Annotated in this window: 24 protein-coding genes; 5 read left to right on the forward strand and 19 right to left on the reverse strand. The window is 35.0% G+C overall.

Going from position 1 to position 22,931, the window contains the following annotated elements:
- Nucleotides 1–3 precede the first annotated feature (3 nt).
- Nucleotides 4–513 (reverse strand): phage tail protein, encoded by a 510-nt coding sequence (locus tag FC748_RS08445; RefSeq protein ID WP_024363527.1) that lies wholly within the window; start codon nt 511–513, stop codon nt 4–6.
- A 525-nt stretch (nt 514–1,038) separates the two neighbouring features.
- On the opposite strand from FC748_RS08445, the gene FC748_RS08450 reads away from it, so the two are divergent.
- Nucleotides 1,039–2,028, forward strand: a complete 990-nt coding sequence (locus FC748_RS08450; protein WP_108030553.1) for a hypothetical protein — start codon at nt 1,039–1,041, stop codon at nt 2,026–2,028.
- A gap of 210 nt (nt 2,029–2,238) precedes the next feature.
- Here FC748_RS08450 and FC748_RS08455 read toward each other — a convergent pair whose 3' ends face one another.
- The 11 genes from FC748_RS08455 to FC748_RS08505 all read right to left on the reverse strand — a co-directional run bounded on the left by FC748_RS08455 (nt 2,239) and on the right by FC748_RS08505 (nt 13,227).
- Nucleotides 2,239–2,820 (reverse strand): redoxin domain-containing protein, encoded by a 582-nt coding sequence (locus tag FC748_RS08455; RefSeq protein WP_167492658.1) that lies wholly within the window; start codon nt 2,818–2,820, stop codon nt 2,239–2,241.
- A gap of 145 nt (nt 2,821–2,965) precedes the next feature.
- Nucleotides 2,966–4,372: a nitrous oxide reductase accessory protein NosL gene (locus tag FC748_RS08460; RefSeq protein WP_108030551.1), complete on the reverse strand. Its 1,407-nt coding sequence runs from the start codon at nt 4,370–4,372 to the stop codon at nt 2,966–2,968.
- A 41-nt stretch (nt 4,373–4,413) separates the two neighbouring features.
- Nucleotides 4,414–4,902 (reverse strand): nitrous oxide reductase accessory protein NosL, encoded by a 489-nt coding sequence (locus FC748_RS08465; RefSeq protein ID WP_024363523.1) that lies wholly within the window; start codon nt 4,900–4,902, stop codon nt 4,414–4,416.
- Nucleotides 4,903–5,196: 294 nt separating this feature from the next.
- Nucleotides 5,197–5,994, reverse strand: coding sequence for an HAD-IIA family hydrolase (locus FC748_RS08470; protein ID WP_024363522.1), 798 nt, complete (start codon nt 5,992–5,994; stop codon nt 5,197–5,199).
- Between the two features lie 4 nt (nt 5,995–5,998).
- Complete coding sequence (locus tag FC748_RS08475) at nt 5,999–6,811, reverse strand: sugar phosphate isomerase/epimerase family protein (RefSeq protein WP_024363521.1); 813 nt, start codon at nt 6,809–6,811, stop codon at nt 5,999–6,001.
- Nucleotides 6,812–6,823: 12 nt separating this feature from the next.
- Nucleotides 6,824–7,930, reverse strand: a complete 1,107-nt coding sequence (locus FC748_RS08480) for an ABC transporter ATP-binding protein (RefSeq protein WP_024363520.1) — start codon at nt 7,928–7,930, stop codon at nt 6,824–6,826.
- Nucleotides 7,931–7,941: 11 nt separating this feature from the next.
- Complete coding sequence (locus FC748_RS08485) at nt 7,942–8,766, reverse strand: carbohydrate ABC transporter permease (RefSeq protein ID WP_024363519.1); 825 nt, start codon at nt 8,764–8,766, stop codon at nt 7,942–7,944.
- Nucleotides 8,753–9,670: a carbohydrate ABC transporter permease gene (locus tag FC748_RS08490; RefSeq protein WP_024363518.1), complete on the reverse strand. Its 918-nt coding sequence runs from the start codon at nt 9,668–9,670 to the stop codon at nt 8,753–8,755. Before FC748_RS08490 ends, FC748_RS08485 begins: the two co-directional genes overlap by 14 nt.
- A gap of 63 nt (nt 9,671–9,733) precedes the next feature.
- Nucleotides 9,734–11,026 carry an ABC transporter substrate-binding protein gene (locus FC748_RS08495; protein ID WP_108030550.1) on the reverse strand — a complete coding sequence of 431 codons (1,293 nt, stop codon included), beginning with the start codon at nt 11,024–11,026 and terminating at the stop codon, nt 9,734–9,736.
- A gap of 165 nt (nt 11,027–11,191) precedes the next feature.
- Nucleotides 11,192–11,779 (reverse strand): glycerol-3-phosphate responsive antiterminator, encoded by a 588-nt coding sequence (locus FC748_RS08500; RefSeq protein ID WP_108030549.1) that lies wholly within the window; start codon nt 11,777–11,779, stop codon nt 11,192–11,194.
- 278 nt (nt 11,780–12,057) lie between these two features.
- Complete coding sequence (locus tag FC748_RS08505; RefSeq protein WP_024363515.1) at nt 12,058–13,227, reverse strand: toxic anion resistance protein; 1,170 nt, start codon at nt 13,225–13,227, stop codon at nt 12,058–12,060.
- Between the two features lie 282 nt (nt 13,228–13,509).
- Here FC748_RS08505 and FC748_RS08510 point away from each other — a divergent pair, with 282 nt between their 5' ends.
- Nucleotides 13,510–13,695, forward strand: coding sequence for a hypothetical protein (locus FC748_RS08510; RefSeq protein WP_108030548.1), 186 nt, complete (start codon nt 13,510–13,512; stop codon nt 13,693–13,695).
- Nucleotides 13,696–13,730: 35 nt separating this feature from the next.
- On the opposite strand, the gene FC748_RS08515 is transcribed toward FC748_RS08510, so the two are convergent.
- The 4 genes from FC748_RS08515 to FC748_RS08530 are packed head-to-tail and all read right to left on the reverse strand — an operon-like array spanning nt 13,731 to nt 16,751.
- Complete coding sequence (locus FC748_RS08515; protein ID WP_244311198.1) at nt 13,731–14,981, reverse strand: ABC transporter permease; 1,251 nt, start codon at nt 14,979–14,981, stop codon at nt 13,731–13,733.
- Entirely contained in the window at nt 14,959–15,864 is a 906-nt protein-coding gene (locus FC748_RS08520) for an ABC transporter ATP-binding protein (protein ID WP_024363512.1), read from the reverse strand. Before FC748_RS08520 ends, FC748_RS08515 begins: the two co-directional genes overlap by 23 nt.
- A gap of 12 nt (nt 15,865–15,876) precedes the next feature.
- Nucleotides 15,877–16,407 carry a DUF2812 domain-containing protein gene (locus FC748_RS08525; RefSeq protein ID WP_024363511.1) on the reverse strand — a complete coding sequence of 177 codons (531 nt, stop codon included), beginning with the start codon at nt 16,405–16,407 and terminating at the stop codon, nt 15,877–15,879.
- Between the two features lie 29 nt (nt 16,408–16,436).
- Nucleotides 16,437–16,751: a PadR family transcriptional regulator gene (locus FC748_RS08530; protein WP_024363510.1), complete on the reverse strand. Its 315-nt coding sequence runs from the start codon at nt 16,749–16,751 to the stop codon at nt 16,437–16,439.
- A gap of 220 nt (nt 16,752–16,971) precedes the next feature.
- Here FC748_RS08530 and FC748_RS08535 point away from each other — a divergent pair, with 220 nt between their 5' ends.
- Entirely contained in the window at nt 16,972–17,553 is a 582-nt protein-coding gene (locus tag FC748_RS08535) for a TetR/AcrR family transcriptional regulator (protein ID WP_024363509.1), read from the forward strand.
- Nucleotides 17,554–17,611: 58 nt separating this feature from the next.
- Nucleotides 17,612–18,799, forward strand: a complete 1,188-nt coding sequence (locus FC748_RS08540; protein ID WP_108030547.1) for a YhgE/Pip domain-containing protein — start codon at nt 17,612–17,614, stop codon at nt 18,797–18,799.
- Nucleotides 18,800–18,891: 92 nt separating this feature from the next.
- On the opposite strand, the gene FC748_RS08545 is transcribed toward FC748_RS08540, so the two are convergent.
- Entirely contained in the window at nt 18,892–19,470 is a 579-nt protein-coding gene (locus FC748_RS08545; protein ID WP_108030546.1) for a TetR/AcrR family transcriptional regulator, read from the reverse strand.
- Nucleotides 19,471–19,623: 153 nt separating this feature from the next.
- Here FC748_RS08545 and FC748_RS08550 point away from each other — a divergent pair, with 153 nt between their 5' ends.
- Nucleotides 19,624–20,382, forward strand: a complete 759-nt coding sequence (locus FC748_RS08550) for an SDR family oxidoreductase (protein WP_108030545.1) — start codon at nt 19,624–19,626, stop codon at nt 20,380–20,382.
- A gap of 56 nt (nt 20,383–20,438) precedes the next feature.
- Here FC748_RS08550 and FC748_RS08555 read toward each other — a convergent pair whose 3' ends face one another.
- Together FC748_RS08555 and brnQ are read right to left on the reverse strand one after the other, a co-directional pair.
- Nucleotides 20,439–21,071 carry a LysE family translocator gene (locus tag FC748_RS08555; RefSeq protein ID WP_025219256.1) on the reverse strand — a complete coding sequence of 211 codons (633 nt, stop codon included), beginning with the start codon at nt 21,069–21,071 and terminating at the stop codon, nt 20,439–20,441.
- Nucleotides 21,072–21,229: 158 nt separating this feature from the next.
- Nucleotides 21,230–22,579 (reverse strand): branched-chain amino acid transport system II carrier protein, encoded by a 1,350-nt coding sequence (brnQ, locus tag FC748_RS08560; protein WP_025219255.1) that lies wholly within the window; start codon nt 22,577–22,579, stop codon nt 21,230–21,232.
- Nucleotides 22,580–22,931 lie beyond the last annotated feature (352 nt).

Here is a 22,931-nt window from a genome sequence, read left to right on the forward strand (position 1 = left end):
CTCCTAATTAAATGATGGGTACATACCGTAAAGAGCGATGATATAACTAATGGTTAAAAAGGGCATTACATTGTCATGAGGCGCATTTCCGCCAACACTTGAAATGCTTGTTGCCTTCATTGTGCTATTTGGTAGTTGTGTCGAATATTGTATGTTTTTCGCCCAAACAGCATTTTCTGGACTAGGTGTTGTACCAGCAAGAGAAGAAGCTTTCACTAGGTGCGTATGAGCTGGAAGTTGGGATGTACTTAAAGTAACAGTCTCTGTTCCCCCCATTTGTCCCATTATATAATTAGTCCCAGTTATTGGGTTATGTCCTTGGTGAACAACGACTCTACTTTGATAATTTGGCAAAGCAAAATTCGTTTGTCCATCCCCTCCATAAGTCGTACCAATTAAAGAAAAGAGCATTTCATTTTCTGCAATAGGTAAGAGCTGGCCATTGCACAAGCTCCATCCTTGTGGAGCATAGTTACCTGCAAACATTCGAATTTCTCCGACATATGGTTCCATCTAAAACACCATCCTTTAAAATTTTTTAACTTCAAACATTACATTACTGTAAAATAGATTAATTTGGTTAAAATTTTAGAATATTTACATAAAATAATATAATATACCTATAATTAACATTTTAATTTCAACCATATCGATTAGCCTATTATGTAGTGATGATTTATCACTCCTTCATGGCAAAAATTAAAAATGTACGTATATAAACGACAATGCAAGCCTGCTAAGGTTGACAGCATGCCATTGCAAGATACTAATTTTCTCTCATATAAATACATTCAAATTAAAAATACTAAAAAAAGAAACTACCTAATACTGACAAATGTTAATAGTTAGAAAATTAACATTAAAAAATAGATGATCTATGACCTATACATAATGAAAATGCTATGAGAACAACTTCAGGTTGTATAACTTGTAATTTTTGTAAAACCTATTATCTTTGTATAACATTTGAAATGCCATACATACTACAGTGAGATTCATTTATCCTCATCCCACTTCTAAAGGAGGTTTTACAAGACGATGTACGATGCAGATAATATTGATGTCAAGCTAAAGCAGGGATTTCAATCATTATTCCCTGAATATGCTACCTTGTTAAATCAAGCTACTTCTCAAGAACAAATAATTAGTTTGCATAATTCTTTTATTGAAGAAAGAAAAAAAGCATTAGCAACAGCTATAAAGGCAACCAATATATCAGACAGTAGGAATCCTAAGTCCCCCATTGCGTTAACACAAGAAGAATATGAAAACCTAATTAATGCAACAGGTGATGATATTAAATACCGAATTCAAGCTTTGCTTGATGGTCTTCAACGATTAAAGGGCATGGAGAATGATCAAATAGAACATGTAGCCGCACAAATGATTGTCACAGGTATATTAGGCATTGGCGTAGAATCCACTACAGCAGCACTAGCGATTGCAGGCGGAGGGGAAATCATTGAAGCTTACATTGCTCTTGCAGCCCTTACATCTACTACCGTAGCAGTAGTTATTGCTGTCGTTTGTCTTGTGATTATTGCCATTATTATTCCACTTATTTATTTTATGGAGAAGCCCGCAAATGCACTTATACTATTAATTAATGAATTGGACAAACCACTTGTATTTGCTAACGATTTTAATGTGCATGGAAAACCCACATATCTCACAGAAACAATTAACAATGCGGTTATATTCCCAGATCGTAAGTTTGTAACAGCAGGATTTATTGGCAGTCAAAAACTAGACAGCGCTTTATATGGCACACAATATGGCTTTACAATGAAGTATGGACTTACAGACACTCAATTTACTTTTGGAGTAGAATGTCCTTTAAGCTCCTTGTATACTGACAATAACTGTTTTTGTGCCTTTGATAAAAATGCACAAGAAGCTGCTGAATTAACGGCTCAAAATAATAAACAGTTTTGGGAAACCGAAAAAGATGGTATTAAATTAAGCATTCGTTGTAATTCAAAAAGTGGCTCATTGGCCTACTACGTCGCTCGCGCCTATCACGTTTAACGATTTTCATCATGCGAATGGATGGACATAACGCACAGTTGTAAACACTTAAATGCCAATGTAACGAAATAAGCCGATGCGCTGCTATCTGATGTCCATCTGTCTAAAAAACTGATAGCAGCGCAATTATTGTGCTGTATTTAAATAAAAATACGCTACTCGTTATAAGTAGCGCAGAATATTAGAGCACATGCTCTTCGTCAAATGTAATTATTTAGTCGTATTAATCAATTCTTTCATTAATGCCTCATTCATTGGCCCTTCAATGATATTTACCATGTTTCCTTTTGTATCAATTATATAAGTCGTTGGCAGCGTAATAACTTGATATTTACTTCCTACAAACCCTTCTTCATCTAACATAATGTCAAAAGTTAAACCATGTTCCTTCACAAATTGAGCAACCACTTCTTTTCCCTTATCTTTATTTGTTACGTTCACTGCTAAAATTTCTACCCCTTGATTTTGATATTCTTCGTAAATCTTTTGCATATGTGGCACTTCTTCTTGACACGGTGGACACCACGTTGCCCAAAAATTTAAAAATACCTTTTTACCTACATAATCGGATAAGTGGACTGTTTCACCTTTTAACGTTTGCAACTCAAAATCGGGTGCTCTATACTCTACTTGATTTTGCGTATCCTCTGTTGCATGCGGAGCACTGGTTTCAGTTTGCGCTGTTTCTTCTGTTTTCATTGTTTCTTTTTCATCGATCGGCTTTTTCACATTAATAGCAACAATGATTATTAAAGTGATAATAATTATGATGGAAATCATATTTTTAACCACAAAAAGTAATACCTCCAATGTAAATAAGGATAATAGATGGCTACATATAATCACACAAAGCGAAAACTCCTATCGTGATTTGTCTCAACAACAAATACGATATTGGAGTTTTCGCTTTCTATTTAGTCTCAATGACAAACGTATATTACGGCGCTATTTTATCAACCTCATATTGATAATTCATGCCCTTATTATTCGTTTTCGTATATTCCATAATATTTTCTAATTTTTCAGCCACTACATGTTCTTTGCTCATACCTAAGTAGTTTGCTGCACTTGATAAATCAGAGAAGTGGAATAGTTTCCATCCCATAATGCCTTTAGCTGTTTCGCTACTATTAAATTTTACCGTTATCGCCTTTTCAACATCAATCCAGTTATTTGTGCGTGGTGCTGTTGCGCCATAATCTCGAACATATTTATTCGTAAATGCTAAACCATTTGAATGTTCTTGATGGTACATACATCCAATTCGACAAAAGTAATGCGGATATCCTTCTTGGTCAATTGCTTTGGCAGCGTACACTTTATTTGGATCAGTATTATGTAGATCCATACGGCAAACTTCACAATGAACCCCCGTTTGTGTTACTTCTGTAAATTCAGAAATGCCATCGATCGTAATTGTTTTTACTGCTTTATTGCCTAATTTATCTTCTGCATATACTGTATAAACGCCATTTTTCAGCGCAATAATTTTATCTTTTTGCTTTTCATTTTGCAAAGTGGCAATTTTTGAACCTTTATCTATAAAGTATTCGACGTCTTTATCTCCATAAGCCCATTTCTGATTTTGGATTTCATTATCATCTGTGGTAAGAACTTGTATTTTTTTACTAACCGCTGTTACATCGCTTTCAGGGATTGACAATGTAATGGTTGGTGCCGCTTTATCAATATTTGTGATTGTTATGGATTTCGTTCTTTTGTTCCCATTATTGTCTATAGCAAAAACCGTATACGTTCCATTTTCACTTACTGTAAATGCGTTCTCTGTGAATGTTGTATCGGTTTCTGAAAATTGATTTGCTGGCTTTGTACCCTTTGCCCACTGTTTCAAGATTACTTTCTCATTATCTGTAACAGCTACATTCACTGTCACATCTGTCGTCGTCGGTGTTGTTTTACTTACATTCAATACAAGGCTAGGTGCTTCTTTATTATATTTTTCCTCAGCACTCGCTTGAATCGTACTGAATTTAACTTTTTTCAAAGTACTATTATTTTTCTCTTTATAAGCCTTAATATAATTATCTGCCGCTACTTCTTTTGCGAAATAAATATTTTTTAATGCATTTAATTTAACGATTGTAACCGAATCTAACGGAACCCATCTTTTTGTACTATAATCCTTTACATTTTTCGTGCGTGTTACCCCTTCATTTAATTCATCATATAATGCTGAAAACACATCTTTATAATAAACGACTTCTCCATCTTTAATCACTTGCACATCAGTCATCGCTGCAAGGGCAGTTGAATGTTGATTACCAGTTAAAAACGCTATTACCATAACACATATAAGCAATCCGAGGCGTAAAATTTTTTTCATTTTTAATATGTTCCTTTCACAATTAAGCTCTTTTCTATAACCTATTGATATTTTTCAATGCTCTCTTTTTGTACGGTTTTAAACGAAACAATTTCTGTATCTGAATGTTTGGCAACATAGGCCTTTGCATCAGATGCTTTTGCAAAACAGATAAACCCATCGTCCATTGGGGATGCTAGCGTAGTTCTAACATACGTCGCCTTTTCAGCTTGCACCCACTTTAGTGTATTGAAATCACGAACATACTTTTTATAAGTTGCTTTATTTTTTACTTCATCATATAAAAGGCACCCAATGTCGTCGTAATAAACTACCTTCCCTTTCTTCTTTATAGCCTGTCCTGAAAAAACACCCATTTTGTCTTTTTTTTGGTACACAACCATATTACAAAATGCACAATTTGTATTATTAGGTACATCCTTTTCTAAACTAGACTTAGCTGCCTCCGCATTCAGGTCGTGCTTATTGTCTATAAAATTGATAGCGAGAATACTTAACAAAATCATTCCTAAAACGACTAGTTTTTTCATTGTTTCCAATCTCCTTTCAATTCACCATGATACGGTAAAAATATGAAATAAGTTGAAAATAACTGTGAAATAAATGAAAAATTTCATCGGAATGGGAGTTTTTAAGGGGATTTCCGTGCATTCAGTTTGCTTTGAAACTTGTTTTGAAGCTAAAAAATAGCCGTTTAGCTGAAAAAAATCAGTTAAACGACTATTCCTTGGGCATAGCTTATTTATTACAGTTTAGATAGTATATTACTATTCTTTTCGGTCAATCTTCCTTCTTCTATTTCAAAAAAACAATTTTACATTCTTTTAATAACTTGTTAAAGCAGTATATAATTCATGCATTGTTTTAATAATAAACTTCGGCTTATAAGAGATGCCTTTTAGTTGTTCTAATGTCGAAGCCCCCGTTAAGACAAAGCAAGTATCAAATCCTGCTAGGTTACCGAGTGAAATGTCTGTTTCAATTCGATCACCAATAATTAATAACTTCTCCCTTTTGACGTCTATCATGCGAACGATATGCTCTGCAAAATACGAAGACGGCTTGCCAACAATAAATTCAATTGTACTGTCAGATGCAACTTCAACTGCTTTGGCAATTGCCATTGTATCTACTTGGAATCCACTCGGCCCTGGACAAGCTTGATCTGGATTTGTAACGATAATTTGCGCGCCATTACGAACAGCAATCATGGCATTATTTAGCTTGTCAAACGTAATTTGGCGATCTAAGCCGATAATAACATGCGTAGCGTGAAGTGGTTCAGTTGTTGTTTGAAGCTGCTTATCTTGAAACTCCTTATTAATAGCAGCTTCACCGACAATATAAGAAATGCTTGTTGACAAATGTTCCAATACATATTGAGCTGTTAAATAAGCTGATGTAATCACTTGTTCGGCCGTTATATGAATGTTGAATTTCCGTAGTTTTTCAACTACATCTTGACGTGTTTGTGTTGGTGAGTTGGAAATAAAGCAGATATGCTTACGTAGTTGCTGTAATTGTGTAATAGTATTAATTACACCAGGAAGAATTTTATCGCCCACATAGATGGTGCCATCTAAATCGAAACAATACGCTTCATACGTTTGGATAGTCTTCAATGTATTAGCCTACTTTCGCACGATTTGCTAATTCGTTTAAAATTAAAGCTTTGCCATCTGCTAATAATTGTAAGTCTATAGCAGGTGCATATTCTAAAATTAATTGACAATCAATATTTTCTTGTGCAATCACGTTGAAAATAGAGGACCAGTCAATCGTTCCTTCACCAATCGGTAAATGATCATCACTGGTTGCTGTGTTGTCATGTAAGTGTAGCGCAAGTAAACGGTCCTTTACATTAAGGATTGTTGAAGTAATGTCCCAACCATTTAAATTGGCATGTCCAACATCAATTAAATATCCAGCTATTTCATCAACATCGTCTAAAAAGTGCTCAAACTCGTCTTTTGTAAATAAGGATGTGCCGTTATAACCTACATTTTCAATTGCTAGTGAGACATTTAATGGTTTTGCAATAGCGCATAGCTCATGAATATATTGCTTCGCGCGTTTTTTTCCTAATTCTTTATTAAATTGTGAGCAAAAGCAAAAACCTGGGTGAATTACAACGTGCTGCGCATTAATCATGCTAGCAAATTCGATTGCTTTACGATATTCGTGGAATGATGCTTCACGAATAGCTTTATTTTCACTCGTAATATTAATATCCCAAGCAGGTGGATGAATCGAGTAGCGCACCGGCAATGCCTTTAATTCTTTTGCCAATGTAGGGAATAATCCTTCCATGTCTCCCCATTTGTCGCCATCCATCATCAATTCAACAACTTCTGCACCAGCAGCGATTAATTTTTCTACATTCCCAATAATATCGTGTGTGAGTAGTGGTAAGTCTGAAAAACAAATTTGCTCTAACATTGTATATCCCCCTTAGTTTAAAGTGATTGATTTGTTTTTATATGCAATTGGGTAGCCAATAGAGTTCGTTGTAGCTTTATCAAATAAATGAATATGTTCCATTTTAAAGCGAACATATACTTGCTGATTAAGAGGCCAGTTTTTATGTGAGCTTAATGCTATCATTTCTTCATTATTAAATGTCAAATAGACAGCGTATTCTGCACCTAAATTTTCAATGGATTTCACTGTTGCATGTAGTACTTGTGGTTCTGTCGATAAATCAATATGTTCAGGCCGAATACCGAAAACTAATTGTGTTGATGCTGCTTCATACACTTTTTTTACCCACTCAGGGGATAGTGAGAAACTTTGCGTACCAAAGTGAATATTCCCATCTTGATACTTCATCGTTAAAATATTAGTCGGAGGTGCACCGATAAACTTAGCTGTAAAAATATTCGATGGATGATGATACACATTTTCAGGTGTATCAAGCATTTGTAAAACACCTTCATTTAAAAGCGCAATACGATGCCCAACAGTCATTGCTTCTATTTGGTCGTGCGTCACATAAACAATAGTTTGTTTATATTTCTCATGAATGTTTACTAGCTCTTTTCTAGCAGATACACGTAGCTGAGCATCTAAATTAGATAAAGGCTCATCTAATAAAAAGTAGTCAGCTCGCTTTACAATAGCACGTGCTAATGCAACACGCTGGCGTTGACCACCTGATAAATCTTTCGGCAAACGTTCTTCTAAGCCGTTAAGTTGAAGCATCTTTAACGCATCCTCTAAGCGTAATTCAATTTCTTTTTTCGGAATCTTCTTCATGCGAAGAGCATAAGTAATATTTTGTTTAACAGTCATATGTGGGTAAAGCGCATAATTTTGGAAAACCATTGCAACGTTACGCTTACCGCTAGGAATATTATTGACGACTTTGCCATCCATAATAAGTTTACCGGAGGAAATATCCTCAAGCCCTGCAATCAAACGTAATGTAGTAGATTTCCCACAACCCGAAGGACCTAATAGAATAAGACGTTCTCCTTTTTCAATTGTCAAGTTGAGCCCTTTTACAACTTCAGTTTGTCCATAGTTTTTTTTGACATCTTCAAATTGAATTTCTTTCATATTATCCACTCCTATTTAATGCCCGATGATATAAATGTCCCTATTATATATTTTTGGAATATTAAATATAATGCTAATGGAAGGATCATTGTTATTACAGAAACTGCCATTGCAACAGTAAAGTTCGTACCCCCTTCCGAGCTAATGTACATTTGAAGTGCTAATGGCAGTGTAAAATTCTCTGTACTTTTTAAAATTAATACTGGCCATACATATTCATTCCATGATGTTATAAAAAACCAAATGCCTGTTGATGTTACAGCAGGCTTTACAAGTGGCAGCACAATATCTTTCATAATGTGCCAATGACTCATATTATCTAGACGTGCAACTTCAATGAGAGAAATTGAAATTGAGCGTAATGCTTGAGTTAATAAGAAAATACCCATGGCATCTGCCAGTTGGGGTAAAATAACACCCCAAATCGAGTTTCCTAAGCCCATTTTTGAAATAACTAAATAGTTCGGAATCATTGTTACAGTAAATGGTAAAAAAATCGTACTAATTAAAATAAAATACAAGACATTTTTTCCTTTGAAAATAAAATAAACAAAGGCATACGCTGCAAGAAATGATGTAATAACTTTAAAAATTGTTACAACCGATGCAATGATAAATGTATTTAATGTAACTTTGAATGCTGGTAAACTTTCGAAGAATACTTTATAGTTCACCAATGTTGGACTTGTCGGAAAAATAGATAGTGGATTATTATACGCATCTTGTAATGTTTTAAATGAAGTTCCAACCGCAAAGATAATTGGAAAAATCAATAAAAATATAATGAAAATTAAAATAATATGCCAAGGTATAGTTACTTTTTTACTTATTTTCATAGTAAATACCTCTTTCTACATATTTAAATTCAACAATTAATAACACTACGAAAATAGCCATTGTTAATATTGATAGTGCAGCGGAGTGCCCAGTACGATATAAGACGAATGCTTCATGATATGCGTGATAAATCGCATTTGAACTAGCATAGTTTGGGCCACCTTGTGCAATGATTTTTATCGGTGTGAACGAAAACTGTAAACCTTGGACAATTGTAATGATGAAAACATAAATACCTGTAGCACTACTCATAGGTCCAACAATATGAAAGAATATTTTCCATAAGGGTACATTGTCTAGTCGAGCCGCCTCAATAATTTCTCGTGAAATACCATTAATTGAAGCATATAGTAAAATAAAGTTATAACCGAAAATTTTCCAAGAAGTAATTAAAGTTATAACAACAATGATCCACCCTTCAGATTTACTCCAAATTGGCATACTAAATCCAATCCACCCCATAACAATCGCAACGGGACCTGAAACAGGATTTAACAACCATGTGAATAAAATAGAACCAACAACTAATGAAATAAATGATGGTAAGAAAAAGGCACTTTTATAAAAACCCTTCATTTTGCCAACAACAAAATTTAATACATAAGCAAAAATGTATGAAATTGTAAAATTAAAGACTAATAAGATGAAGATATATAAAGCTGTGTTTAATAAAACTTTATAGGTGATTGGATCTTTTAAAACATCAATATAGTTTTGCAACCCAACGAAATCTTTTGTTAAACTAATCATATTCCAATCAAAAAAACTTAAATAAATCGTATAAAGAAACGGCCAAAACATAAACATTGCTATTATCGCTACAGATGGGAGTAATAAGCTATAAGCAAGTAAGCTTTGCTTATGCACAAAGCGCTTTTTTGAACTTGACGTCACTACTTGCATGTTGTCACCACTTTCACAATAAGGTCGGTAGGTAAAGGAATTTCAATCCACTGTCTTTTTTCTTTATTTCAACAATTCATTAATAGCATTTTCAGTCGATGTAAGTCCTTCTTCAACGCTTACTGAACCACTAAGAATTTGATCTCGCACGTCTAATAATAATTGCTCTGCTTGTAAACCTGCATCTCCAGGAAAGGAGGTCCAAGGTACAACTCCTGACATTTGATCGATTGCTGCTTTCATCATTTCATTTTCAGCTAAGAATGGCTTTAACCCATTTTCTGCATCCGCTACTCCCTCACGTGCTGGTACATAACCTGTACCTTTTGTCCACTTTGCTACTGATTCAACACTGTACAAGAATCTCATAAATTCCCAAGCTGCTTTTTGTTGTTGTTCCTCTTGTGCAGTAATCGTTAACATGGCACCACCAGCAGGTAACTTTACTTCTTTCCCTTCCCAAGTAGGCGATTTAATAGCTGCTACATCAAATTGGGTATTGTTTTGAATGTTAGAACGCTGTGCAATAGTTGTATAAAGCATCGCTACGTTACCATCAATAAAGCTTTGTATACCTTGGTCCCACCCGATATGTAAAGCTGTCTTATCCTCTACTACCATGTCTCTTAATAATGAATAAGCCTTAATTCCTTTTTCAGAAGCAAAACTTGCTTTTCCATCAGTCATAATTTTCGCGCCATTGCTTTCTAATAAAGCTTGCGTTGCCCAGTTATCAGCAGGTTCTTGCATATAGAAACCGTATTTACCTGTTTTATCTAAAATGACTTTTGCATATTCTTCCAATTGTTCCCACGTTGTAGGACCTGTTGTTGGTAAGCCTGCTTCGTTTAATAAGTCGCGATTAATATAAAGAACTGGTGTACTTAATGAGTATGGAATCCCTACTTGAGAACCTTCGCTATTTTTTGCTAAGTCCATAATATTTGATAAAAAATTATCTTCTAAAAATGTTTTATCTTCTTCAAAATGTGCATTAATAACCTCTTGGGGTGTTACGTAAGAAAAGTTGTTTGAGAAATAATCTAAGAATGCCCAACCAATTTGTACAATTGCTGGTGTAGAACCAGCAGCCACTTCAGCTTGTAAATTTTGCATTAACCCTTTATATAAATCGGGGTTATACTTTGCTACGACTTCCACTGTGTCGCTTTGAGCATTGAATTCTTCCACTAACTCTGCTACTGTTTGTCCGCCTTGTGTTTCAGCATTTACATGCCAATACTCAATTTTTGTTTTACCATCTTTTTTTGAACTGCTGGATTCTTCACTATTTCCACATGCTACCAGTATCAATATAGCAGAAAATAGTAATCCGATTTTTGACCATAACTTCATTTTCTCTCCTCCTCGAATGACAGGGTATAAAAAAGAGACCGCAAAAAGTCAATAAAAAATGACAATTTGCGGCCTCTCTGATATACGCCTATTACTATTTACTTTATGATTCTTACTATAATGGAAAATAATTAAGTTAATATGTCGAGAATATTAATTAATTATTTATCTTTTGTTAATCGGTTTTCTCCACAATTTCACATTCGATGTTGTGACAGCATTTGCGCCATGTGCTAATGCGGCTTCAGCATATTCAACCTTATCTAATAGACCTCCAGTAATAATAGGTTTATCTGTCACCTGAATTAACTTATGTATAAAATCTGGAGCTCGGCATGGCATAATTTCTATCATATCTGCTGCTGTATGATGAATTGATTGTTCAAGCTGATAGTACACCTCTGTATCTATTAGAAAAATACGTTGAATAACAAAAATTTTCTGTTGCTTCGCTCGCTTAATGACATTTGCTTTTGTTGTAACAATCGCAAATGGCTTAACGACTTTACTCACAAAATCAATGCCATATTGATCTAGCTGTAAACCCCCAATTTTTTCAACGTGTAAAATTACTGGTAATCCTGCATCATGAAAAAGTTGTACGTAATGTTTGACATTTAATATATCGCCCATCATTAAAATAACAGCACTAATATTGTCTTTATACTTTAATGCAGCTTCAATCGCTTTTGGCTCTTTAATAGCAGCAACAAGCTGTTTATCAGCAAGTCGATCTTGAAATATTTTATACATCAACTATCCCTCCTCTTAGTAAGCATTATAAAGGTAACAAGATGTCTATAAGCATTTCAATACGTTTCTTTACAAAATATTAAGAAAAATCATACCTCTATTATTCTCAAATTAAAGGATTAGAATTTTATAACCAAGCTAATTAATTCAGTTAAAAGGTTTTTTTATATCGTATAATTATTAAAATCCCGGACTATGTTATCTTTCAAATTGCTAATAAAAAACTGTAGGCAAACTTGAATTTTGTACAAGTTTGTCTACAGTCTTCTGTTTTATTATTACATTTTTTTAAGTTTTTCGTATTCAAGTTGTAGTTTTTCAATACGTTTACGGCCTTCTTCGCGATTTCTTGCTGTTTCTGCTTGAATTTGTTTTGTCTCTTGAATGCCTGCCATAATTGTTTGCCATGTTGTTTCAATCGTTTCAATTTTAATGCTTGGGCTACCTGCGGCACGGGCAATATTGACGCTGTTTTTACTAATGTTTTCAGCATTGCGAACAAGCATTTCATTTGTACGACGATCCAGCTCACTCATAGAATCTGAAATTAGCTTTTGACGCTTTAATGTTACAGCGTGAATTAGACCTTGTTTAAAAATTGGAATTGTTGTAACAAAGGCTGAGTTGATTTTACCGATTAAATGGTTATTACCTTGTTGCATTAAACGAATTTGCGGTGCCGATTGGAATGATACTTGCTGCGCCATTTCTAAGTCATAACGTCGTTGTTCCAATAATTCTACAGCACGTTGCATCGTTTCAAATTCCATAGCTGCTAGTTGGTCACCTGTTTGCGCTTTTTGCTCTAACATAGGTAAGGCTGAACGTACTTCTTCTGCCTTGACTTCAATAGCTGCAATAAATTTACTTAATGTTTGGAAATAGTTTAAATTTTGGTCATATAAATTTTCTAGGTCGATTGTATTTCGTTTCATTTCAACTTCATATTTTTGAATTTCACGGTAAATGACATCGACTTCTTTATTCATGCTGTCATATTTCGATAAAAATCTTTCTAATTGTTCTTTACCTTTACTAAACAGCTTTGTCAGGAAGCCGCCTTTTTTCTCTTCCGCAAAATCTTGCGGGTCAAATTTATCCATTACTTTATTTAAATTATTTAATAAGACACTGGATTCTTCAAGTTTGCTAGCTCTCATTGTTGCCAACATTTTATCTGAAAATGTAGAAATACCATTCGCTGTTTCTTTGCCTAGCTCTAACATGGCGATTTGGTCTTTCACATCAATTTTTTGCGCAAGTGCATGCACTTCAGGATCTTTCTTTAAAGCCAGTTGATTTTGTGCAATTTGTGATAACTCTTGTTCAGAAATAAGTGTCGGTGTTTGTACTGATTCAGCCTGCAACAACGGGTTAGGTTGTAGCAGTGGATTTTCGGTTGCGAATGGATCTTTTGATTTTAACAAGTCGTTGTTCATTTCAGACATAAGTAATACCCCCTGCGATTTATCTCTTTTATTACATACGATTACGAGATGAAAAAGTTTCATCTATCTCAAGCGTTTACGTGAAAGTTAAGTTAGATTGCGACACTTATCGCATCTTCAACAAAATGACTACTCTCCAAATTATAGCTTGTTTGAACTAAAAATTCGACTGATTCTTCATTTCACCTTACATCTTTTCTAAAAATTAGTATATTGATGTCGAAAATAGTCACATCCTAGTAACTATCAGACTGCTGACTACAATAAATATGGTGTATTTTTATGAATGTTCCCTCGTTTACTCTATGTGTAGAAGGAAATTATTGCAGTGAAAAGCATGACACTCCAGCAGGAACAGCACGAGTGGAAAATCCATTTTTGTGGCGTCCGCCGCAAAAATTAGTTGGAGCCGTGCTTGCAAAAAAGGGAGCGCATGGAACGGAAATCAACGTTTTTTATATTATTTAAAAAAGCAGCTACATGTAAATAGCTGCTTTCCATCATTATGTTGTTACTTTTAAAACAGTTTTAAACTTTTGAATTACGCCGCCTGTGCTATACGTTAAGACACTGCGTTTATAGAATGATAAGCTAAATAAATAAGCCACAATAATCGTCATCAATAAAATACCAAGGGACAGTAATGGTTCGATCATGCCAATATCCGTTGCACCAATACGCATTGGCATCACCATTCCAGAAGTGAACGGAATATAAGAGAATACTTTAATAATAATTGTATCTGGATTGCCAATACCTGAAAGCATCACATAGAAACCGATTAATGTAATCATCATTGCAGGCATCAATACTTGACCTGCTTCCTCTACTTTCGATACTAATGAGCCGAATAATGCACCGACTATTAAATATAAAATAATTGTTAATACTAAAAATAGCATCGCATATAACACATAGCCAACTGATAGCTCCTTCACAATGCTTGTCGCCATTTCCCAAATCACACCGTTTTTCGCGAATTTTGCATAGATAAGGAAAACTACTGCAATGATGCCCATTTGCGTCAAAGCTAGTAGCAAAACACCTGCAATTTTCGCTTTAAAATGTGTTGCTGGTTTCACACTTACTAATAGCATTTCCATCGCACGTGAGCCTTTTTCAGAAGCAATTTCAGTTGTAATCATTGATAGGAAAGTAGAAATAAAGAAGTAAATTAAAATACCGACAGCATAGGATACCCAAAGCCCTGATTGCTTTTCTTCCTCGCTTTTTCCGCCAGTAGATTCTGCATTTAAATTTTTATTTGAAATAACCGTTTTTGCTGCCATAATTTGTGCCGCTTGTTCTGAAGTTAGAGATAGCTTTTGCACAGCATAATGCTGACCTGCATATTGCAATAAAGATGATATCGTCGATTGATCATTTAGTTTTAACGGTTGAAATGTTGAAATTTCCGCATGCAATTGACCGTTCTGATCACTTACTTCAATAAGTGCGGCGAGCTTCCCGTCCTTGACTTGTTGTTCCAACTTTTTAATATTTGATTCATCCTGAATAAATGTCATATCGCTATTGGACACAAAAATGCCGCTTAAATCTGCGCTCGTATCATTAACAATTGCAATTTGCTGCGCCTCATCATCGCCTGTAAAAAGCTCCTTAATATCCGACCAAAAAATAGCAACGGACATCGCAATTACATATAGAAGGGTCATTGAGATAAATGATTTGGATTTTAATTTTGATTTGTATAATTGCTTCATTAACAAACTAAACTTCGACAACAGTACCACCTACCTTATCTTTAAAGATTTCGTCCAATGTTAAATAATCTAAACTAAATTTTTCAATATATTTGCCCGCTGACAACTGTTGGAAAATACTTTCTGCAAAACGTTCATCTTCAAGCAATAACACTGTTTGCTCTTTTTCTACACGCACATCTTTCACACCTTCGAGCTGAAGTAATTCCGTAGTAGACCAATTGCTACGCACAGACAGCTTTGTTTTCCCATATTGTTTCTTTAAATCTAATAGACTGCCAGAAAATAAAGATACGCCCCGCTTTAGTAAACATAAATGATCACAAAGTTCTTCCACATTATCCATTTGGTGACTTGAAAATAAAATAGTTGTACCTTGTTCTTTTAGTAGTAAAATAGCATCCTTTAGTAAATCTTTATTGACTGGGTCAAGACCACTAAAAGGCTCATCTAAAATTAAAAATTGGGGTTTATGAATAAAGCTTGCAATCAACTGTACTTTTTGCTGGTTGCCTTTTGATAGTGTTTCTGCTTTATCTTTACGCTTCTCTTCTAACTCAAAACGACTAATCCAAAAATCAATATCTTTTTTAAGCGCTGCTTTTTTCATGCCTCGCAGTTCTCCAAAGAAGTATAATTGGTCCTCTACTTTCATCGTAGGAAAAATCCCACGCTCCTCTGGTAAATAACCAAGTACATCTCGGTTAATCGAATTGACAGGCTTTCCATTCCATGATATCGTACCAGCAGTTGTTTCCTGTAAATCTAAAATCATACGAAAAGTCGTTGTTTTGCCCGCCCCATTTTGACCAATGAGCCCGAAAATTTCACCTTTCTCAATAGTGAAATTTAAATTATCAACCGCTGTAAAATCTTTATATTTTTTTGTGACATGCTGTAATTGTAATGTCATCTTTCATCCTCCCTACCCCTCAAATATATGTAAATCATGTTCCAAATGCTTTTTACGTCTTTGAATTTTTCGAATCGGTACATACATTAGCAGCGCCATCACCATATTCAAGATGCCAAGATTAATAGACATGAACGCTACTGGAGACGCTGTAAATCCCGTAATGATATTAAAAATGCCAATGATAATATTGAGCAACGCAATTGGGATAAACAATCTAGTGATTGATTTTAAATATTGTATTTTAGAAGGTGCGTCTGAGAATAATTCAAAGTCCCCATCGATCGCTTCTTTTCGATAATATGCCCAAACGCCGAATTTAGAAACGCATTCAATATTCATCGATTCCAAAAATTCATAATAATCTTTCTTTTTACCTTCAACTAATTCATTGCGGTAAATATACTTTCCTGGCTCGCCTTGTTCAAATACAAAGAAACTAATTATGTTCTTTTGTAAATGCCATCCTTGTGCAGCCAAATCATTTACCCATGCCTCTTCTTTTTCATAATCTAAAAAAAAGCGAAATTTAATTTTTTTCATGTCAACACCTCCTACATGCAAATGCGCTTTTAAGCTTTTCCATTCGTTATACGGATACCATTGTCAAAAAGTTCCCTTAATCTCAAAATTTCGTAATCAACCACTTTCTTTCCATTTTCTGTAATTATATATTCCTTCTTGCGTCCATCATCTTCTAGTGCCTCAATCCATTGTCGCTCCAACAATGTTTTGATAGCTCCGTATATAGTACCTGCGCCAAGACGAACACGGCCTTTACTCATTTCTTCAACTAATTGCATAATGCCATAGCCATGACGCGCCTCAAATAATGCCAACAAAATATAATAAACACCCTCAGTTAATGGAGGATATTCCTGTGTCATACTAAAACCTCCCTCAATATATCGTCTAACAATATATCGACTGACGATATAATTAAAATATATCAACGTCCGATATAGTTGTCAACAACGATAATAGAATAGTATGGCATAATAATTTAAATACCAACCTCTTTTACAATTTAGCGCTTTATTTTTATTGCCAATCTAAATCGTGCATGGTAGCATGTAAGTAACTACTTGCATAGGAGGACTTAGTTTATTGGCAACAAAAGAAACAGCACAACGCATAATAGATGCAGCCTTACAATTAATTAGCGAAAAAGGTTATACCGCAGCCACAACAAAGGCAATCGCCGACTTAGCACAGGTCAATGAAGTCACTATTTTTCGCCATTTTGGCAATAAGGAGGGGCTCTTAAAAACGATTGTAGACAAATTTTCTTACAACCCAATTTTGCAAAAAACAATGCGTGAAGAGGTTACATGGGATTTAGAAACGGATTTAACCCGCTTTTCAATGCAATATTTCGAGTATATGATGTCTATCAAGGACTTTGTGATGATTGGCTTTAAGGAATCGATGCAATTTCCTGAAATAAATGCTGAAATAGCAAATGTTCCTTTACTCTTTAAAAATGAACTAATACATTACTTTAAGGAAATGCATCATAAAGGAAAAATTCGTGAGGTCAACTTTGAAGCGGCTGCACTATCTCTTATAGCCCTTAATTTTGGTCACTTTATTTCACGCGCTCGATTAGGTACAATCGTTTCTACCCTTCCAACAGAAGAATTAATAAAGACAAGTGTTGCAATTTTTTCTAGGGGCTTAACTTCCTAGAAAAAATTTTTCCCGCTATGCAAGCAAGCACTTACTTATTAGGAGGCAATAAGAGGATATGACAAAAGGATTACAAGCATTATTTAAGATTCGTGAAACCTATATTGGCATTGTCGCTACAATTGCATTTCAATTAATATTCTTTTCTATTTGGATGACTGCATATGATGGCATAAATGATCGAACAGATAACTTAACAATCGGCTATATTAGCGAAGATGCTGCCTTTGGGCAAGAAGTGATAGATGGGCTTAAAAAGTCATTGCCCTTTGCGTCAAAAGATTTTACCTCCATCGATAGGGCGGAAAAGGATTTGGAAAACCGTTATATTCATATGATTATTCATATACCTGCAGAATTCACTGCTCAGCTCAAAGCAGGTAAAGAAGCAAACATTATTTATTTTATTAATCAAGCGAACGCAAGCCTTGCCAAAACAATGATGGAGGGTGTAGCAAAACAGACTACAAATGAAGTTAATCATCAGTTATATCCTGTACAGCAAGGCGAAATTGTCAAGGCGTTTTCCCAACAATTTTCACAACTTCCAATGGAACAAAATAGCGCCTTGCTTGTTCAGGACACTGTCACGACAACCATTATGGGTGTAAAAGATCGTATCGTTGAATCGACTATTATTAAAACAAATGATGCGAAAGGGTTTGCTGCGAATTTCGTCCCGTTAATGGTGATTATTTCTTCATTTGTTGGTGCGATGGTGATGATTATGCAACACCAACAAGCAGCCCAAATGGTTCAAGATAGCGTTTCGAAATGGTCTTTATTCTTTGCACGACAACTGCTCAATTTTGCTGTTTCATTTATTTTGCCCTTACTAACAATTGGTTTAATGCAGCTATTTGCGATTTCAAGTGATGAAAGTTTATTCACTATTTATTTTTTCCAAGCGTTTATGTTTTGGGCTTTCCTATGTTTAGCACAAGTTTTTGTTATTCTATTTGGTAATCTTGGCATGATCTTTAATATTTGTGCACTGTCATTACAACTTGTTACATCTGGTGTCCTCGTACCGAATGCGATGCTTTCAGATTTTTACCATCGCGTCGCTTCTCTTTTGCCAGCGACATACGGTGCTGACGGTTATTATACAATTATTTTTGGCGGTAACACTGAAAGCTTGATAAGTAATAGCAGTGCATTAGGTATGATTATCGTTGTTACACTAGCAATCGCAATCATAGCAGTTGCACTTAAAAAACCTAAAGTCCTACAGCTCAATAATTGAACAAAAGAGAAAAATGTTAGATTGATGGCTTTCAATCTAACATTTTTTTGCTAATTTATGATTATTTCAAGTATAGTGGCGTTTCCCATAGTTTAATAGCGATTTCCACTATTTTCTTCAAAACGCAAAATGGCAGCGAGTTGCTTGTTTAGTTCACTGGCACTTTCCGCAAAATCATGCCGATACCACTCAATTATTATGCCAATTATGGCATTTGCTTGATAAGCACTATAAAAATCCGTCTTTATTTCCCCAATTTTATTTTGCGCTAAATCTCTTTTTAGTAACGATTGTATTTCATCAAACAACATATAATAGTAGGTTAGCGGAACATTTTTAGAAAAAACAATGCGATAAAATAGTTTAAAACGCTCTATATGATGAAAAATCTGGATCGTATTTGGATCTAGCTCGTTTTTAATAATAGTCGATGCTGCACGATAAGGTTCCTCATAAGCATGATATAAATCCTCAACAATTTCCTGAAAATATTCTTCAAACAACTTTTCCTTTTGTTCGTAATGTAAATAAAATGTCCCCCTATTCACTTTTGCCACACGACATATTTCAGCAATCGATATATTTTCTAGCGGTTTGTCACTTAGCAACGTGAGCAATGCATTATGTAACGCCTGCTTTGTTTTGACTACTCGTAAATCGTTCACGGTCAATTTTTTCTACCCCTTACTAAACAATTTTTTTAAATGTGTTGCTTACTGAACAGTTCTACGAATTCTGCGTATTGAAATCGCTTACACGGACATTATAATATTTTAATGAACACATGTTCAATAATTAATCGTTAGAATAGGAGGTCTTTTGACATGAGATTAGAAAATAAAGTAGCAATTGTTACAGGTGCAGCATCAGGTATGGGGAAAGCAATCGCAGAAGGTTATGCTAAAGAAGGTGCGAAAGTCGTTGTTTCAGATTTAAATTTAGATGGTGCGCAAGCTGTTGTGGATGGTATTCAGGCGGCTGGTGGCACAGCTATCGCTATACAAACAAACGTTGCTCTAGCAGAAGACTTGCAACGCTTATTTGATGAGACCAAAAACAATTTTGGTAAACTAGATATTTTAGTTAACAACGCGGGTATTATGGATGGTATGGAGCCTGTCGGTGAAATTTCCGATGAGCGTTGGGATAAAGTATTTGCTGTCAATACAACAGCTGTTATGCGCTCTATGCGTATGGCAACAGAAATTTTCCTTGAGCAAGGGCATGGGGTCTTCGTAAATAATATTTCTGCTGGCGGACTTTATGGTGCTCGCGCAGGCGCTGCCTACACTGCCTCTAAACATGCCGTCGTAGGCTTAACAAAAAATACAGCTTTTATGTATGCCAATCAAAATATTCGTTGCAATGGGATTGCACCAGGTGCTGTTATGACTAACATTGGCTCAACAATGACCAATATGAGTGAAGTCGGGGCGGCTCGTCAGGCACTTGGCTTAGCCATTAATCCTCGGGCTGGTCAACCAGAAGAAATTGCCCAACTTGCTATATTCTTAGGTTCAGATGAAGCGAGCTTTGTAAATGGTCAGGTTATTGCCGTAGATGGTGGTTGGACTGCCTACTAAGGGAAATAAAATGCACGCAATGGCAATTGACCATTGCGTGCATTTTTTCAATTTTCCTATACTTTTTCAGTGGCAATGCGAACACCAATGCCTACTAACATTACACCTGTTATTTTATTAAACATTGCTTGTACAGTCTGCTTCATAAACCATTTGCGAATTACATTCATCACAAGAATGACAATGCCAAGCCAAACAATGGATAAGGCAATTAAAATGCCTGCTAACACTATTAATTGCGCGTTAATATTAAAATTTGGTTGAATAAATTGAGGCATTAATGTTACATATAATAACAATGTTTTTGGGTTTAATAAGTCCGTTGTAATGCCTTGTGTCATGCAACTAAGCGGCACATTTTTTTCTCCATTTTCTTTGATAGTAACCTCTTCTTGCAACATCATATTTTGTGCCCTTGCACGCCATGATTGAATGCCTAAATAAATTAAATAAGCTGCACCCGCATACTTGATGACTAAAAATACGACCATTGATTTTGATATAATCGTTGCAAGGCCAAGTACTGCTAAAGTTGTCCAAACTAGTAGTGCTAGAACAATCCCTACCATTGTAAAAAAGCCTGCTTTTTTGCCATGTACGATTGTATTTTTTAAAACTAGTAGTGAATCTACTCCAGGCACCATAACAATCATTAGCGCCACTGCTGTAAACATCCAAAGTTCGTGCATTTGCTCACCTTCTCCTTATCACAATCATAAGTAACATTATAAATTAAATTGAATAAATTTTCTGCATATATTATTTTCGTATATAAAAATAAGAAAAAGTGTTAGATTGACATTCAATCTAACACTTTTTTATTAAGTAAATCACTAAAATGACAAAACTAGTGAATGATTTTCGTTTGTTTAGAAGGCAAAATCAAGCCAATCACAACACCGATCATAGCCGGTAATATCCAACCTAAACCGATATCATATAGTGGTAAAACATCGGAAAATAGTTGCTCTACTGTGTCTAACAAGCTTAATTGTGCTCCAGGAATACTAATAACAAGCGCTTTGTAGCCATCGATTAGACTAACGAAAAACGTCAAAAACATAGCCGATGCGTATACAGCCTGCTTATTGTTAAATAACGAAGAGCTTAAAGCAAGTAAAATCAGAACAATTGCAAGTGGATATAAGAACATAAGCACTGGAATAGCAAATTGTATAATATTATTTAAACCAAAGTTCGCAATAGAGAAGGACACGACACACAATAATAGAACAAACATTTTATAGCTAACCTTTGGAAACACTTCATGGAAAAATTCACTACAAGAAGTAATTAAGCCAATACTCGTTTTTAAACAAGCTAGCACAATAATGACCGCTAATAAAATTGCACCAAATGAGCCAAAATAATGATCCGCAACCGCAGCGAAAATTAAACCACCGTTGTCAAATGTTCCAATAGATTCAATACTAGATGCGCCCATATACGTAATAAGTCCGTAAATTAACGTCATTAGTGCCATCGCAAAGATGCCTGATTTCCATGTTGCCTTAGCAATTTCTTTACGATCTGTAATCCCTGCATTTTTAATGGCATTGATAACTACAATACCAAACGCTAGCGATGCTAGTGCATCCATTGTATTATAACCTTCTTTAAAGCCAGTCATAAAGGAAGATTGAATATAGTCACCGATTGGCTGTTGGAAGTGCCCCATCGGCTTTACAATACTAATAATAATTAAAATAAATAATACCACTAAAAAGGCTGGTGTTAACACCTTACCGATATAATCCATAATCTTCGCTGGATTTAACGAGAAATAATAGACAATGGCAAAAAATATAAAGCTAAACAACGCAAGTAACATGGTTGTATGTTCCGCATTAATATACGGTTCAAAACCAACGACAAATGGCACTGTTGCCGTTCTTGGAATCGCAAAGAAAGGACCAATTGTTAAGTATAGCGCTAATGAAAAAATAACGCCGAATAAAGGATGAATACGACTCGCTAAATCACGCAGTCCATTACTGCCCGATAAACCAATCGCTAAAATACCTAAAAACGGTAACCCGATTGCCGTTACTAAAAAACCGACAAGGGCAAACCAAAAATTAGTCCCTGCTAGTTGTCCAAGTTGAATTGGAAAAATTAGATTTCCTGCTCCAAAATACAGTCCAAATAGCATCGTTCCAATGACTGCATATGTAGAAAAAGGTATTTTCTTTTGCATAATTGATGTACTCCTTAGATGTGTTTGACTATAGCAAATAATCAATTACGTTTTAGCGTAATTGCGTACTGATTTTTTTCGAGCATGCTCGAAATGCTCCATATAGAATGGAAGATATTCAATGAAGCTTCTCTTACTACAGCTAGAGTTCGACCCCCTACGCAATTCAGTGATTTTATCACATTCGTTCATCACTAATAAAAATAAAGCGTTTTGCTGAAATAAGTTAAATCGAATGAATTTTCACTACAATTTCATTATGGTAACAGGCATTTATTATAAAAACAATAGTTTTTTCTAAGTTAAATGCTAATAGTACAGTTCCTAGCTTATTAAGTAAAAATTAACAAAT

The organism is Lysinibacillus sphaericus, assembly GCF_005217585.1.
Classification (GTDB): Bacteria; Bacillota; Bacilli; order Bacillales_A; family Planococcaceae; genus Lysinibacillus; species Lysinibacillus sphaericus.

Coding starts and splice junctions, on each gene's coding strand:
- FC748_RS08555 (WP_025219256.1), bottom strand. CDS start 21,071: ATGCACGAACTTTGGATGTTTACAGCAGTGGCGCTAATGATTGTTATG.
- FC748_RS08475 (WP_024363521.1), bottom strand. CDS start 6,811: ATGTTAGAGCAAATTTGTTTTTCAGACTTACCACTACTCACACACGAT.
- FC748_RS08490 (WP_024363518.1), bottom strand. CDS start 9,670: ATGCAAGTAGTGACGTCAAGTTCAAAAAAGCGCTTTGTGCATAAGCAA.
- FC748_RS08525 (WP_024363511.1), bottom strand. CDS start 16,407: ATGAAAAAAATTAAATTTCGCTTTTTTTTAGATTATGAAAAAGAAGAG.
- FC748_RS08495 (WP_108030550.1), bottom strand. CDS start 11,026: ATGAAGTTATGGTCAAAAATCGGATTACTATTTTCTGCTATATTGATA.
- FC748_RS08530 (WP_024363510.1), bottom strand. CDS start 16,751: ATGACACAGGAATATCCTCCATTAACTGAGGGTGTTTATTATATTTTG.
- FC748_RS08550 (WP_108030545.1), top strand. CDS start 19,624: ATGAGATTAGAAAATAAAGTAGCAATTGTTACAGGTGCAGCATCAGGT.
- brnQ (WP_025219255.1), bottom strand. CDS start 22,579: ATGCAAAAGAAAATACCTTTTTCTACATATGCAGTCATTGGAACGATG.
- FC748_RS08465 (WP_024363523.1), bottom strand. CDS start 4,902: ATGAAAAAACTAGTCGTTTTAGGAATGATTTTGTTAAGTATTCTCGCT.
- FC748_RS08450 (WP_108030553.1), top strand. CDS start 1,039: ATGTACGATGCAGATAATATTGATGTCAAGCTAAAGCAGGGATTTCAA.
- FC748_RS08520 (WP_024363512.1), bottom strand. CDS start 15,864: ATGACATTACAATTACAGCATGTCACAAAAAAATATAAAGATTTTACA.
- FC748_RS08500 (WP_108030549.1), bottom strand. CDS start 11,779: ATGTATAAAATATTTCAAGATCGACTTGCTGATAAACAGCTTGTTGCT.
- FC748_RS08540 (WP_108030547.1), top strand. CDS start 17,612: ATGACAAAAGGATTACAAGCATTATTTAAGATTCGTGAAACCTATATT.
- FC748_RS08505 (WP_024363515.1), bottom strand. CDS start 13,227: ATGTCTGAAATGAACAACGACTTGTTAAAATCAAAAGATCCATTCGCA.
- FC748_RS08510 (WP_108030548.1), top strand. CDS start 13,510: ATGAATGTTCCCTCGTTTACTCTATGTGTAGAAGGAAATTATTGCAGT.
- FC748_RS08480 (WP_024363520.1), bottom strand. CDS start 7,930: ATGAAAGAAATTCAATTTGAAGATGTCAAAAAAAACTATGGACAAACT.
- FC748_RS08445 (WP_024363527.1), bottom strand. CDS start 513: ATGGAACCATATGTCGGAGAAATTCGAATGTTTGCAGGTAACTATGCT.
- FC748_RS08460 (WP_108030551.1), bottom strand. CDS start 4,372: ATGAAAAAAATTTTACGCCTCGGATTGCTTATATGTGTTATGGTAATA.
- FC748_RS08485 (WP_024363519.1), bottom strand. CDS start 8,766: ATGAAAATAAGTAAAAAAGTAACTATACCTTGGCATATTATTTTAATT.